At 60.5% G+C, this 14,710-nt stretch carries 11 protein-coding genes; 1 reads left to right on the plus strand and 10 read right to left on the minus strand.

The features are described from left to right. Positions 1-12: 12 nt before the first annotated feature. Entirely contained in the window at positions 13-477 is a 465-nt protein-coding gene (locus F4V43_RS08225) for a GreA/GreB family elongation factor (protein ID WP_150457756.1), read from the plus strand. Between the two features lie 98 nt (positions 478-575). Here F4V43_RS08225 and F4V43_RS08230 read toward each other — a convergent pair whose 3' ends face one another. The 10 genes from F4V43_RS08230 to F4V43_RS08275 all read right to left on the minus strand — a co-directional run bounded on the left by F4V43_RS08230 (position 576) and on the right by F4V43_RS08275 (position 14,705). After that, on the minus strand, positions 576-1,391 hold the full coding sequence (locus F4V43_RS08230; protein WP_150457757.1) for a hypothetical protein: 816 nt from the start codon (positions 1,389-1,391) through the stop codon (positions 576-578). Between the two features lie 104 nt (positions 1,392-1,495). Further along, positions 1,496-4,255 (minus strand): hypothetical protein, encoded by a 2,760-nt coding sequence (locus tag F4V43_RS08235; protein ID WP_150457758.1) that lies wholly within the window; start codon positions 4,253-4,255, stop codon positions 1,496-1,498. A 45-nt stretch (positions 4,256-4,300) separates the two neighbouring features. Then, complete coding sequence (locus F4V43_RS08240; protein ID WP_150457759.1) at positions 4,301-5,173, minus strand: copper amine oxidase N-terminal domain-containing protein; 873 nt, start codon at positions 5,171-5,173, stop codon at positions 4,301-4,303. 38 nt (positions 5,174-5,211) lie between these two features. Beyond that, positions 5,212-7,077: an Mbeg1-like protein gene (locus F4V43_RS08245; RefSeq protein ID WP_150457760.1), complete on the minus strand. Its 1,866-nt coding sequence runs from the start codon at positions 7,075-7,077 to the stop codon at positions 5,212-5,214. 6 nt (positions 7,078-7,083) lie between these two features. After that, positions 7,084-7,875: a hypothetical protein gene (locus F4V43_RS08250; protein WP_150457761.1), complete on the minus strand. Its 792-nt coding sequence runs from the start codon at positions 7,873-7,875 to the stop codon at positions 7,084-7,086. Positions 7,876-7,927: 52 nt separating this feature from the next. After that, positions 7,928-9,178 (minus strand): hypothetical protein, encoded by a 1,251-nt coding sequence (locus F4V43_RS08255; RefSeq protein WP_150457762.1) that lies wholly within the window; start codon positions 9,176-9,178, stop codon positions 7,928-7,930. Positions 9,179-9,292: 114 nt separating this feature from the next. Beyond that, positions 9,293-9,592, minus strand: a complete 300-nt coding sequence (locus F4V43_RS08260) for a WXG100 family type VII secretion target (protein WP_150457763.1) — start codon at positions 9,590-9,592, stop codon at positions 9,293-9,295. A gap of 42 nt (positions 9,593-9,634) precedes the next feature. Continuing rightward, positions 9,635-9,991: a WXG100 family type VII secretion target gene (locus F4V43_RS08265; protein ID WP_191089523.1), complete on the minus strand. Its 357-nt coding sequence runs from the start codon at positions 9,989-9,991 to the stop codon at positions 9,635-9,637. 30 nt (positions 9,992-10,021) lie between these two features. Further along, the gene (gene essC, locus F4V43_RS08270) at positions 10,022-13,876 is read right to left on the minus strand and encodes a type VII secretion protein EssC (protein WP_191089524.1); all 3,855 of its coding nucleotides are present in this window, start codon (positions 13,874-13,876) and stop codon (positions 10,022-10,024) included. After that, on the minus strand, positions 13,866-14,705 hold the full coding sequence (locus F4V43_RS08275) for a DUF5050 domain-containing protein (RefSeq protein ID WP_150457766.1): 840 nt from the start codon (positions 14,703-14,705) through the stop codon (positions 13,866-13,868). The genes essC and F4V43_RS08275 overlap by 11 nt, the downstream gene beginning before the upstream one ends. Positions 14,706-14,710 lie beyond the last annotated feature (5 nt).

A 14,710-nucleotide genomic window follows, 5' to 3' on the forward strand; every position in this document is an offset into this window, starting at 1 on the left:
GGGTAACCTACTATGAGCCATAGCCTTCACGCCGCTGCTGTCCGGGAAGAGTGGATTCGCCAGCTTCTCTATTTCGACGAGAACCGCTATACCCTTATGGAGAAGCTGCAAGCATACGCCCTGCCCGAAAGGCTGGAGATGGAACAGCTTCTGATCCGCTACGAACAGACCCTGGAAGAGCTTGTAGCCGCTGCCGAAGAGACGCCGCCTTCTGTCGTTCTGGTCGGTTCCCGGGTGATGATCCGGTTCGAGGATACGCTGGATCAGGAGCGCTTTGTCATCGCACTGCCCGATGGGGGCTCGCTGGAGAGCGGCAGCATCTCCTGCCTGTCCCCGGTCGGCCGCGCGCTGCTGCTCAGCCGGCCCGGCGACAAAGTGAAGATCCGCACGCCGGAAGAGCGGTATGAGGTCACCGTACTGGAGCATGAATTCGCTCCCGCAGTCCGCCTCCCCCGCCCGATCCGGCGCACAGTCTAGTCTTCCCCAAGCCTGCCGGGAGTTGCTCCCGGCAGGCTCTTCTTACGCTTCTGCTCCCTTCGCTCACTTCGCCGAAATGACCGAAGGGTTCAACCGGCCTATTCCGTCCGGCCGGGGGACTGCTCTTCCCAGGCATCAAAATATGAGAGAATCTCCTGCTCCGTCTCCTCTATCGTTCCTCCTGCATCCAGCGTAAGGCCGGATACCGCCAGAATCTGGGGCTTGCCGGTGTCTTCCTCCAGCTTCATCAGGTATTGATCGATGGTATCGCTTGAGGCTCTGGCTTCGCCCAGACGCAAATACGCCTCAGGAGTCAGGTACACCCAGTTGACCGAGGTGCGGTAATAGCCCTGATCCTTGAGCAGCCCGGCGAACTCCCGGTATTTCGGCAGCTCTTGTCCGGAGTCGATGCGTCCTTCGCCGTTCAAGTGCCCGCTGGCGTCAAGATAAATGGACACCAATTGGATGTTGGTGGGATACCGCTCCATGAACTCGGCAAATGACATCGAGATGTCCCGCTCTTTCGGATACGTCAGCCGGGTGTCGTTGGCGACGCTCAGACTCGCCGCCGGCCACAGTCGCTGCGCGAGCTCCCGGATTCTCGGCTCCTCGTTCTTCGCCACACGCTGGTTCAAATACTTGTCGAAGAGCTGCTTCCCGTCCTTCGTCATTTCCACCGCTACCTTGAGATTCGGATCGCTCTTGGGCCGTACAATCGCTTTCAGAGTATGGTTGTTCATTGTCCCCCAGCTTCCGCCGATGCCGTCCAGGGTGAACGGTTCTCCGTACTTCGCCTCCAGTCCTTTCAGAATGCGCTCAGCCGCGCGTTCTCTTGAGAGCCCGCAGCCGAAAAGGCTGAATACCGTCCACAGCGCCACTATAATCGTCACCGTCCTTGTCCCGATTCGCTTCATCCTCCGCTGTCTCCTTTCTGATCGCGAGAGTTCTATCCCGAATCCGCCGGTTCGTACAGGAACAGGCGTCCCGCTAGTATGGACGCCTGCCCTGCCGTAAGATCTCAGTTGTTCAAATCATCATACATGGAACCCTTGACGCTGATCCGGATCTCGTCCAGCGGCTTCACGCCGACCAGCTTGCCGAGCTTCTTGTAGGCATTGGAGCTGTCCGACAGCTCGGTGTCGGCAATCCAGGCTCTGACATAGTAGCTGCCGTCCGCCATGCGGGCATCCGTATAGACCGGCGTGTTGTTCGGATTGACGCGGATGCTGACCGTCGTCTTCTCCGTGATTCGATACATATGCTGGCCGTCCTTGACGAACTCCCGATACTTGAACGCATCAAAGCTGCCCTTGGTGCTCGATTCCGCATACCCCTCCATGATGTTCCGCCAGAAGGCGTGGGTCTCTTCCAGGTTCTCCCGGTTCTGCGAATGATAGATTTCCTCCGCCTTCTTCGTGTAGCGGGAATCGTCGGTCGAACGGTCTTCGACGACAATCAGCGGCAGCGCATTGACGCCTTTGGCCTTCTTCACGCTCAAGGCAGCCGGCTTCGGCACAATCGTATTGCCGTTCCGTTCGAGCGGCTCATTCAGCAGATTGACCGCTTCCTTATTGTTGTTAATGTAGACCAGATTGCTCTCGTAGCGGAACGAGTCGATGACGGCGTTCACCAGATCGCGGTGGTCCTTCGTATCGGCGTCGGTCGGCTTGTAGGTAACGGTCTCCAGCGTGAAGCTGTAAACCCCGGCCGGGTTAAAATAGTAGCCCGATTTGATCGGATAATCGTAGCCCTGGAGCTGCCGGTCCGTGGCGAACACGGCCTTGTCATAGTCCGATTTGTTGTTGGTCATCCGCCGGGCGGCTTCCCGTCCCTGGCTGTAGGCCGCCTCCATCGTCTGCTCCTTCTTCCAGACCAGCTTGCCGGAGGCTTGCTGCGTGAAGCTGCGCTCATACTGTCCCGGCACGTCGGTCCAGTCGAACAGCCGGCCGTTCTGGTCTTCATGCGCCATCCAGCGGACGGTGCGGATCGGATAGGCCTCGCTGGTCCACAGCAGCTTTTTGAGCAGAGCATCCTTGTCGTTGTCCTCGATCTTGTCCTCGTACTCTTTGGCCGGAACCTCCGTCCGCCCATTGTAGACAAATGCATGGACCGATACGGTATCCTGCCCCGGAGTGAACGGAGCGCCCGTGGTCCCGTTCTCTTCGCGGGTCGTGCAGACCCGCTCGGACTTGCCCTGGGTATTCGTCGCGGTTCGGCAGGTCTCATAGGTACGGATGTAGCCTCTGGAGACGGCTCCCGAGAAATTCACGGTCCCGCTCTTGGTCCGGGGAGTATAGGCATTGCCCGGGTTCAGCCAGGCTCTTCCGAGCGGATTGTCTCCGAAGTCCGTCCGCAGCAGCTTCGCTTCAACCACCGGCCTACGCGTAATTGTTGAAGCCGCGTCGTTCACCGGCGGATTGTTCAGCACCGTGAAGCTCCGCAGCAGGCCGGGCGCTCCGTTGCCGACATTCAGCGCGCCGGTGGCGTTGCCCGACCAGCGGGAACTTCCCGGCAGCATGAGAACCGCCTGAATGGCGGCGCCGTCAGCCAGCGGGAACCGGATTTCCTTTGACAGCACATTGTAGTCCAGATCATATTTCTGCTTGGCGCCGGCCATAGGCCGGACCTCCTTCAACGTGGACTGGACGGTGTTGTTGGCATAAAGGGCTTCCTTCGGATTCTTGTCCGCATTGACCGTGAACTTGATCCGAACGCTGTCCTCCGGCATGACAAAGGACGCGTAGAGCATCCGCTCATGGTTGCCCGGAATCGTCAGGTCGCCGGATGCCGAGGAAGCATGTCCTCGATAGTTGGCCTGAACCGCCCGGCCGGACGAGTCGGTAATCTGCCAGTCGTAATCGGTGGACCGCTCGCCGTCAAAGGTGGAACGGACACGGACGCCGACCGTTACCGAATCTCCGGCAAGCGCGCCGGACGGAAGGTTCTCGAAGTGCGGCGCCAGATCATCCGCCTGAAGAATGAACGGAGCGATCGGAATGTCCAGATAGGTGATGCTGCCGCTGGAATGATCGATAAAGATCCGGCCCGTCCCCCAGGACAGGTACGTCGGCGGCTGAATAATCTGGACATAATCGATCCACTGCCCGCCCTTGGAAGGCGCCGAGTTGGCGTCATAGACGACACGGTCCGCATATTCGCGGTTCATGCCGTTATAGATGAATTCACTGTATTTCCTTCCGGCGTAAGCTTCGTTCAGTCCGTAGAGGATCGACTGTTCAAAGCTGCCGCCCGAATCGGCGAGGTACTTGTTCGACCGGTCCTTATACTGGTTGAATTTGTTCCGCTTCGCCCGGTCGCCCAACCGCTCGTCGTTCCACGGCGTCTTGATCAGATCGAAGTTCTGAATCTTCACGCCGCTCCAGCCGGCGTACCAAGGAACGCCTTCCGCCGATACGGACTCGCCGTAGAGGTTGTATCCGGCATACGGATACATATTGTTCTTGTGATCCAGCGGTTCTCCGTGGCTCGATCCGTAGATCATTTCAAAGGTGAAGTCGCCGGACTGAATCCGCTTCTTCAGCAGATCCTCGCGAAGCCTCCCCTTGCCAGTCTCCTGGGGGTAATAATTCGCGAGTCCGTACAGTTCCTTCATGTCGTTATTAATGTAAGCCCGCACCTCCGCCGGCGTCTTCGGGTAATCTTCCGGCACGCCGTCCTCAGCCTTCACCTGGAAGAACACGCCCGACAACAGCATGCCCGCCGCTACGGCCGGCAGCGCCAGGCACAGCGATCGCTTGATCCATTTTCTCCTCAACATCGGTTCCGTCCTCTTCGTGATATCGTTTAGCCTCTGCCGGAAGTTCTAGCGGGGGTACAGAATAATGGCAACATCTTCGTATTCCCGCGAGCCTACCAGAATTTTGTAGTCCTTCGACTGGAACGTCTTGTCCGGCAAAATGTCGCTCCGCTGCTTCTTCGTGCGGGCATAATTCATAACCGCAGCCACCACATCGGCTTCCACCTTCTGCTTCAGGACGTTCTCGGCATCCTTCGCCCCCTGGACGGGGTCGGACCCGACATCGCCGAACACGATGGTCAGCTGCAGCAGAACCTGACCGGCCTTCCAGTCATCGTTCTCATAGACGGTCATCCGCGAAGCGGTAATATAGACGGGGTCCAGATTCGGCCCCATCTCGACATAGTTCACCTTGAACCCGTGGACATTGGCGGTCTTGGTTCCCCCGGACGGCTGCGCGGGCGCGCCACCAGCTTCGCTTCCGCCGCTCTTGGTGCTGATGTAGACCGTCTTGACGGAATCGTCCCAGTTGACGCTGACGCCGAGCCCTTCATAGAGAAAACGCAGCGGCACAAAGGTACGGGACTGCTTGAACACCGCAGCGGTGTCCATGCGCTTCGTCTTCCCGTCCACGGTATAGCTCGACTTGCCGATATAGACCTCCATCGTCTTGCCGTTCAGAAGGATGCTCGCCTTCTTGGCCGGGCCGTTCCACAGCACCTTCGCGCCCAGCGCTTCGGTAACGAACCGTACCGGAAGCTGGACCCGCTGCTTGGAATCAATGAACGGCTGGGCATCCGGGAAGTACACCTTGTCTCCGTCCACCACGACCCGCAGAGGCAGGCTGGCGGCCGACGCCTGGAACGGAACAGCAAGCAGAGCGGCCATGAGAAGGACCGCCAGTATTTGTTGCAGCTTCGCTGCTTTAAGCAATTTCATGAATAAGAGCTCCTCTCGGGATGGGGTTGTCTTCGGGCCTAGGCACGGGCCATGGCCGACAGCTTCGCTTCGGTGCTGCGGTACGTATTCACCGAGTACTTGACGCCGTCCGACTGCTGCTTGAGCGTCTCGGAGACGCGGCGTTCCTGGGACCGGATCTCCTGCTGGGTCTGTTCCAGTTCCCGGAGCGCAGACTGCACATAGGATTCCGGGTAGGCTCCTCCGACGCTGGAGGATACCCCGGAGGCCACGCTTCGGATTCGGGCGACCAGATCCGATATTCGCTCCTCCTTCTGCCTAAGGAGCTGATGAAGAGCTTCGATCCGGCTGACGGTCGCCTTGATCTGCGCCGACCGGACCGCTCCGGCCGCCGAGACGGCGTACTTCGCCACGGTCTTGATCTTAGCCTTCAAGCCCCCGATCAGCTTGTTCTTGAATGTGCGCACCCCGTCCACCACTTCGTCCTTCTTGCGGGTGATGGTCGATTTCACCGACTCGAAGATAGCCCCAAGCTTGCGGGCCACCTGCTCCTTCATCCGGATGAACTTCTCCTTCTGGGCTTCAACGAACTGGATCGTATCGGCCACGAACTGCTGGAAGCCTTCCTTGAGCTCGTGGAAGAACTGGGTCACCGCGCTCTTCACCTGACGCGAGAACTCGGCGATCTGGCTTCCGATCAGCTTGGCGGCGTCCACCGCCTGGAAGTACAGCCCGGTGATCACATCCACCGCTTCGTTGAAGAAGGTCTCGACGAGCTCTGCGATATGCGCGATGCCTTCCTTGATCCAGGGAATGACTTTGTCGATGACAAAGCCGATGACATACAGCGCTGCTACAACTTTCAGCGCTCCTAACAGGACCGCCCACGGACCGGCAAGGGCGATTCCGGCTACGGCCGCGGCTCCGAACAGAACATGGTACCATTCGACGTCGCCGTCCCAGATTTTGAAGACCTCCGTAACCAGCGTCTCCTTCAGAAAATTCGGCACCGCTTCCAGCCCGACGGTCACATGATGCACGAGGTTCGGAATCACGGCGCGCATCTGCGAGTCCGACCGGTGGAAGGTGGAGCCGTCGTCCTGAGCGAACGAGAAGAGCGAATGATGCGAGAAGCCGGTCACCGCATCGGAAGTGGTATCAATGTAAATGCCGTCCGAAGGGTTCAGGAACAGAGCCGGAACGAGATCATGCTTGTTGCGGTACTCCAGAATCTGGCCTTTCCCGTTCATGGCATCAATCTGGCTCCGGTACTGGTCCAGCAGCGCCTTGTTGAAGCCGGGCGCATTGAAGGTGGATACGCTGATCAACCGGCTGCGCTGGTCATCCGTCATTACAAAGGAAGAGAAGAGGCTCAGATTGCCGCCAAGCGAGTGGCCGGTGATATACAGGTCCTCTCCGTGCAGGCCGAACTTCTGCATATAGGCTCTGGCCTCTCTCTGCTGCAGCGATTCCAGCTCGTAGGCCGTGGTGCCGTTGTTCTTCCAGTCGTTCCGGTAATACGGATCATTGATCGGCTCGCTCCCCCGGAAGGCAGCGACCTTGGCCCCGTTCTTCGTATCGACGGTAAAGGCGACGAAGCCGGACTGATCCAGCTTATTGTGCGAGACCACGTCGGTGATCTCCCAGTTCCGGTATTTGTCCGTGTCCATGGACTCCAGAAGCTGAATCCACTGCTCGGATTCCTTCGTTCCGTTCAGCTTATCCGGATAACGGGCCTTGAGCTTGTCCAGTCCCTCGCCCGCGGTATAGTAGTCAATCAACTGGCCGACGGTGATTCTTTTGCCGTTGTCGAAGTAGAGGTCTTCCAGGTCGGAGCCGATGCCCTTAGAGTCAATGACGTCCAGGTAGACGAGCTGGGAGATCTGCTTGAGTTCCACTTCGGTCAGTTTTTGGTCATCCGCCATGTACGCTCACCTCCAGTGATGCAGGCTCTCCAGCCTCTTCTCTCTCCATTGGTCCAGATACGCCTGAAGCTCCGCCTTGGTCTGCTTCACCCGGCCCGAAGCGTCGATCTCGCAGCCGACCCGGGTAATCATCCGGGGAACACCGGTCTCTTCCTCCTCCTCATTGAAGAACGCATCCACAGAGCTCGCCGACTGTTTCGCCTCCTCCAACCGGCTGAACGCGTCAGGGGTCAGATAGACCCAGGAGATCCTGCTGCTGACATAGCCGCTTGCGGCCAGTTCTTCGGCAAAAGCCAGATACTTCGCAATCTCCGCCTCCTGGTCCATATTTCCCTTCGGATCCACATAGCCGCTGGCATCGAGGTACACCTTGACGAGCAGCGTATTCGACGGATTCTGCTTCAGAAACTCCGGGTAGGTCATGGAGGTGTCGCTGCTCTCCGGATAGGCCAGCCGGGTGTCGTTCACGTTCACAATCCGGGCGTCCGGCCAATGCTTGCGGGCCAGCTCCTGAATCTTCGGCTCCTCGCTGCGGGCGACGCGCTGATTCAGGTACTGGTCATAGATCTGCTTCAAATCCTTCGTAATCTCTACCGGCACCTTGAGAGTGGGGTCGGCCTTGGGCCGGGCAATCGCCTTTAAGGTGTTGGGGTTCATCGTCCCCCAGCTTCCCCCGATGCCGTCCAGCACGAATTCTTCGCCGTATTTCTCCTGCAGGGCCTCGACAATCCGGTCCGCCGCCCGTTCGTCCCGGGACTTCCCGCAGCCAAACAGGCTGAGCAGTGTTATGAGAGCCATTGGTATACACACCGTCCTTCTGATTAATGGATTCAATCCGGTCCACTCTCCCTTAAGGCAATCTGGGTGCAAACTGAAGATCCGGCCATACGAACATTCTGCTCATGGATTGCTCCATCAAGCCGGCGAGCTCCTCAGGCATTTGCCGGGACAACAGCTTGAGTCTCGCCGTCATGCCTCCGGTGACCGTCTCCAGCAGATCCTCGAGCCGGTCGGCCAGCCTGCCGTGCTCCGGTTCCAGGAGCACCAGTACGACCAGGAACGCCTCCGTTACCCGGATCAGATCCTCCAGCCGCTCGGACGCCTCGCGCATGGCGGCTTCGCTGCGGGACTCGAACAGCTCCGACAGCTCGGTCGGTCCGAGCTTCCTCGCGTCCTCCGACAGGTCCCGCTTCCAGGCGGTCCAGATCTGCTGCACCTCCCGGTCGTAGCCGGCGGCAATCTCCAGCAGTGCTTCCCGGATACCTTGGAGATCGGCCCGCTCGATCAGCGGCACCAGCGCGTGAACCAGCTCGCGCGCCCCGCTGTTCGCAAGTCCCGCAGCCCGGATGAACGCCTCCGCCACCGCTCTGACGGCAGGCCCTTCCTCAAGCAGCACGCCCAAATGGGCCAGCAGCGCATAGGTCTCGTCCGGCCGGCCCGTCAGCACCCGGCCGGCATCATCGGTCCGGTAGGCGCTTTGGTCCGGCTGGCCGAGCAGCGCAGCCTCCGGCCCTGCCTTCCTGCCCGTTCCGCCTTCCGGCAGAGCGAATTCCAGCGTCTCGCCGTGTGTGCCCAGCGCTGTGCCGGCGCTGCCGGGCGCGGCGATGTTGCGAATGCCGGACAAGAGCGCTCCTTCTTCCGGCAGCAGGTGGGAGACGCCCGGCGCGTCGAAGACGACGCCGGCCGCCGCGCCGCCGGACGAACCGGCTGCGAACAGGGCGAGCGCGCCACCGAGGCCGAAGCCGGTTACGGCGAGGCGTCCGCTGCCGCCGGCCGTATTCCGAAATTCCGCGGACTGCTTCAACAGAGCGCTCTCACCGGACAGCATGCCCTTCAGAGTGCTCAGCGAGAATTCCGCTGTATATAAGAAGATAAGCCATCTATCGTCATTTTCATTCCTAAAAGCATAGCCTTCGGCTTCCGGCGCGATCCAGCGGTCAGCCAGCTTCAGCCCGTACATTCCGCCGCTTCCGGCCGCCGCTCCGGCTTCCGCCGGTTCGCCGCCGAGCAGGTCCCGCACGGTCATCCCTGCCGTTCCCTCCCGAAGAACGGACGGTTCCATGAAGGCCAGCGTCAAATATTCCTTATCGGTCAGCTCCACTTCAAAGCTCCCCCCAGGTTGTGTATCGTCTTCCTTCGCCAGCCGTACACGGCAGGGCAAGCAGACCGTAACGCACCGGTCCGCTTGCCCCGCCAAGGTTGGCACTGTGCTTCATTATCTGCTGCGCAGCTTGCTGGCCATTTCCTGCTCGGCCTGCTGCTTGATGTTCGCGATCTGAATCAGGTTCTTGCTGATGTTCTCTACGCATTTCACCAGCTCGTTGAAGCTTGGCATAAGTCCGTCGAACTGCTGAACGAAAGCCGTCTGGGATTCGCCCTGCCACCAGCCGCTTACGGCATGGATTTCTTTCTGCAGATTCTTGATCAAGGTGTCTGCATTGTTCGCTTTGTTGCTGATCGATTTGGCGACGCTTGTCGCCTGATCAGGACTGAATGTCAAATTGTTGCCCGCCATGTGTGTTCACCTCCTTTCAAGGAGTATCCCGGCTGAACGCGGTTACCGCTGCCTGCTCCGGGCTCTCTCTTCCTGTTCCTTGCGTTCCCGTTCTCTCTTCTCGGCCGCCAGCTTCTCCGCGAGCCGCTTCTTCTCGGCCCGCTCCTGCTCGGCCCGCTGCACCTGGGAGGCGACGCGCTCCACGCCGCTCTCCAGCCGCTCCAGACTGCGGATCAGCGCCTTGATCTCGCCGTCGAGTCCCGGGTACTCGCTCTGCAGCGTCTTCGACGCCGTGCCCGTCCAGAACTCTCCGACCTGCCGGTACTGGGTTCCCAGCTCCCGCTGGACCTGCCGGACATCGCCGGTGAGTCCGCTGATCCGCGACGCATTGCGCCGGATTTCGGAAGGACTGATTGACACAGGCATACCTCCTTCAGGATAAGAAATAGGTTATCGCAGCACGCCGCACCGAAGCCCGGTGTACCGGTTCTTCACAATCAGATATCCGTCGCCGAGCTCCATATTCCGCTCCTGGGAACCGTAAGGGAAAGAGACGTTGTACAGATTCTGCTCCTTGATTCTTCCGAGCAGCAGCCCGGTCTGTTCCTCCCGGATCACCTTGCCGAGCGTATCCCAGTTCGAGGCCAGCTCCGCGGTATTGTCGGCGGCGATGACCGAGACCTTCAGTCCCCGGTCCTGGCGGATCATCCGCTCCAGCAGCTCATGCAGCGCGTACATGTCGTTGCCCGTCAGTTCGCCGAGCTTGTCGATCACGAACACGATAGGGTTCCATCCCGCCGCAAGCTCGGCGGCATCTCCTCCCGCCATCCGGCAGGCGAGCAGCTCCGACCGGCGGGCGTCCAGCTTCTCCCGGAACGCCGAGCTGAAGTCGTAGAAGTCTTCCACGCCGGCCAGGTCGGTGACATAGGGGCGCTTCATCAGCTCGAACAGGCCCATGCCGGACGAATCCAGCGCATACACCTCCAGCTCCGGCTCTTTCTCTGCGAGAAGACTGATCCAGGATACCAGCAGCGTGCTCTTGCCTGACATCGCATCCCCGGCAACCATGAAGACCGGATGGGTCTGCAGGTCGAGGTGGACCGGCTGCAGATCATTGCTGGCCAGTCCGATTCCCAGCCGTGTCCCCTCGCCTTCCAGCGACCGGAGGTCGATCCAGGCCGGCATGACCGGAATCGGAACCGCCCGGCTGTCGAACCGGCCTTCCAGCCGTTCGATCAGCCCGTCCGTTCGCACCTCCCTGAATTCGGGGAGGGCCGTCTGGAATTCGAGCGGCGGCTTGCCCCGGACCAGACCGCGCCCGGCCGTTCTGGCCGGCTCCAGGCCTTCGGTCCGTCCGACAATGCCGTCGTACTCGCTTTTCTCCGTCATCTGGAGGCTGATCGCCATCGTGAAGTTGACCGAGAACTTGTAGCGGACCAGACCGCTGTTCGTCGCCGTGGCGACCAGGTAGATGCCGTACTTGAAGCCTTCCCGGGCCAGCACGACCATTTGCGCATCCATCTCTTCATACGTCTCCGACAGGGCAAAATAATTGTCGATGACCAGCATCACCGCCGGCAGAGTCCCGCCGCTCGCGCGGTAATCCGCGAAGCCCTCGCTGCCCGTCTCCCCGAAGAGCGCCCGGCGCTCCTCCATGATCCGGAACACGAACCGCATGAACTGGTCGATCTTCTCCTCCTGCTCCAGCGTCATGACGCCGCCGATATGCGGCAGCCGCTCCAGCGGTTTCAGCGAACCGCCGCCGAAATCCATAATGTAGCCATGGAATTCATCCGGCGTGTAGAGCAGCGCAGCCGACAGCAGCAGCGTCCGCAGCAGCACCGTCTTCCCCGTTCCGGGAGCGCCGTAGACGAACAGATTCCCCTCTGCGGCAAAATCCAGCTCCAGCGCCTCCTGCCGCTGTCCTCTCGGGTCGTCCAGCAGTCCGGCCGGAATCCGAAGCAGCGCTTCCCGGCGCGGCCGGATGCCCTCCGCGCTCTCCGCCGGAAGGAGAGCGTCCAGATAGACGGTCTCGGGCAGCGGCGGCAGCCAAGGACCCTTGACCGGCCGGATGCCGGACTGCTCGGCCGTCCGGATCATATGCTCCACCATCGCCTGAAGCTGGGACGGCAGTTCATGGCGGGCGATTTTCTCCTCTTCCAGGGGATAAATCTGTTCGCTTCGACCGGTGACGGACAGCTTGTACAGGCGCTTCGTCCGGTTCTCCACCTTCCGCAGCTCTCCTTCGGGATCATAATCCGCGCCGGAGTAAGCGGACTGGAAGAGCTCGAAGATCTCATCGTTGCCGACCTGAATGTATGCGCGTCCCGGCTCCTTGATCATGGCGGCGTCGGGCCGCTTGATGACATCCTTGCTGTCCGCCTCGTCCTGCACCTTGAGGCAGATCTTGAATTTCGAGTTGCTCCAGATCTGGTCGTCGACGACCCCCGCCGGCTTCTGGGTGGCGAGAATCAGGTGGACGCCCAGGCTTCGGCCGACCCGCGCCGTGCTGACCAGCTCCTTCATGAAGTCGGGCTGGTCCTGCTTCAGCTCCGCGAATTCGTCGGCAATCATAATCAGATGAGGGATCGCCGGCATGCCCGCATGATCGGAGCGGCTGTAGTACAGCTTCTGGTATTTATCAATGTTGTTGACTCCGTGCTCCGAGAACAGGCGCTGCCTTCGCATCAGCTCGCTCTTGATGGACAGCAGAGCCCGCGTCGTCTGGTTGCCTCCCAGGTTCGTAATCGTGCCCACGAGATGCGGCATTCCCCGGAAGGCGTCGGCCATCCCGCCGCCTTTGTAGTCAATCAGCACAAAGGCGATGTCATGCGGATGGTAGTGAGCCGCCTGCGACACGATAATGCTCTGGAGCAGCTCGCTCTTGCCGGAGCCGGTCGTTCCCGCCACCAGGCCGTGCGGACCGAAGCCCGTCTCGTGCATATCAAGGTGAAGCGGCTCGCCGCCGGCGCGCACGCCGATCGGCACGCTCATGCCCCTGTAGGTCCGGTTCCGCGTCCAGTTCAGCAGCAAATCGGTATCCGTGACCTTCTCCGCTTCAAGCATGTCCAGCAGCGACACCGAGGTCGGAAGCGCGAAGCCCGCGTTCGTCTGCTTGATCCGAAGCGGGGCCAGCTTCCGCGCGGCCAGATCCAGCTCGCCGAGCTGCGTCTGATCCGGCGTGAATGCCGTCTTCCCGCCGGTAACCCGGTCGGCCATTTCTCCATGCTTGCCCTGCAGCGAGACTACAACCTTGCAGTTCATCGGCAGATAGGCGGCATTCGGAGCTACGAAGAGGGTCGATACGCCAAGCTTCGAGCTGCCGTTGTACAGGTATCTGCCGATCGGTTCATTCTCCAGCAGAGAGATGTCTTCGACCACGAACAGGTAGTGCGGCAGAATGCCGCCGCCCGCCGCGCGAAGCTCACGGTCCTTCAGCAGCGCATACATTTCGGAGAGCACCTGATGCGCAATCGCCTGCCCGCAGAGCAGGAAGCGGACATTCATTCCGTCGTCCCACAGATGCGGAAGGAATTTCATCCAGCTCCAGCGCTCCATGCCATCGCCGCTTGTCAGAAGTACAATCCGGACATCGTCGTACCCTTGATGGGTAACGAGCTGGAGCATCATAGAGGTCAGCAGCGCCTGCGTCTTGGCCTCTTCCCCGGCCAGGCCGCAGATCTCCGATTCCAGCAGATTGACCGTTATCGGCACGCCCGGAACCTTGGCATAATCCATCGCCAGCCGCTGGGGCTCCATAATCAGCGGATCGCTCTCCAGGATAATCGCCTGCTTCGTATAGCGGATCTCCATTTCCAGCGGAGCGCTGCCGACCCCGACGCGCACGGCCAGGAAGTCATTGTGGACCGGCGTCTTCTCCCACAAGCGCCGGTCCCCTTCCATGATCCGGCGCACGCATTCCTCCGGTTCCGGGAACATCTCATTCATTGCCGCGCTCTGCTGCTCCCGGGCCACGGACAGCTCGCTGCGCGTGTCGGCGATGAACTGCAGGTATTTCTGCTCCCGCTCTTTCTTCTTGCGGGCGTATTTGCGAATCTGTGAAATCGCCGTTCCCAGCGAACCGATCAGCGTCATCACAGTCGTAGCGACCGAGATCAGCAGAAAGAGTGACTGGGAAGTCATTGCGATCAGCACGGTGATTACCAGCATGACAATCGGCGGAAGCAGAATGCCGAACCAGGAAATCTCCGGTTTCTCCTGCAGCATCGGCGGGTTAGGCACTTCAACTTCGCCGCGCGGGATTTCCGGAAGGAACCGCGGCTGACGGCTGAATTCAGTCTGCATCGGCATCCCCTCCCGGGGCCGGCAGCTTCTCCGCTTCTCCGCCCGTCAGCGGCAGCCGGTACCACTCGCGGCCGCTGCTGAAGTAAATGTCATCCCCGTCCAGATGCAGATAATCGGCGCTGTCGCCGCTGATCCGAATGCCGGTTCCCGCCGCCGGGTCCACCCGGTACAGGCTGCTCCGGTTGCGCCGGTTGGCGCAGTACAGATAGCGTCCGTCCGTATTGATCGAGGCCGCCGCAATACCGCCTACCGCAGAGGTCTCCCCGCTGTCCAGATCGAGCAGCGTCAGCGCGAATTCCCGTTCCCTGTCCGCATAGGCCACCTTCCGGCCCGCCTGGATCATCCGCCCGGTGACGGCCGGGCTGACCGTCTCGGCCCGGCCTCCCCCGGCCAGAACCCGCTTGATTCCGAGCGGAGTCGAATAGAGCACCGACTCATCATCCAGCAGGAGGAACCCTCCGGCCCTGTCTTCGGACAGCCTGCGGTCATGCCGCCCGTCTTCGGAGCAGCAGCAGAGACTTCCGTCCCGCTCATCGAGATAATAGATGAGCCCGCCGCGGACCACCGGCTGCGCGCACGGCTTGTCCAGCACCAGCACATCCCCGCGCGCGGCGGAGACGGAACGGTACAGCCGGTTCCCTCTGCGCTGGTCGCTGTACAGGATGCCGGATTCCCCTTCGTTCATGAACCACATCAGGCTGTCCGTGAACAGGTCGAAGCCGGTCCCGTTATGAATCAGATAAGTGCCGGAGTAGGTCTTGATATCGGTGACAAGCAGCTGGTCTCCGTCTCTGTGAACCAGTCCTCCGTTGTACAGGTTGCCGTTCATGCAAT

The organism is Paenibacillus spiritus, assembly GCF_008710135.1.
Lineage (GTDB): Bacteria > Bacillota > Bacilli > Paenibacillales > Paenibacillaceae > Paenibacillus_AQ > Paenibacillus_AQ glufosinatiresistens.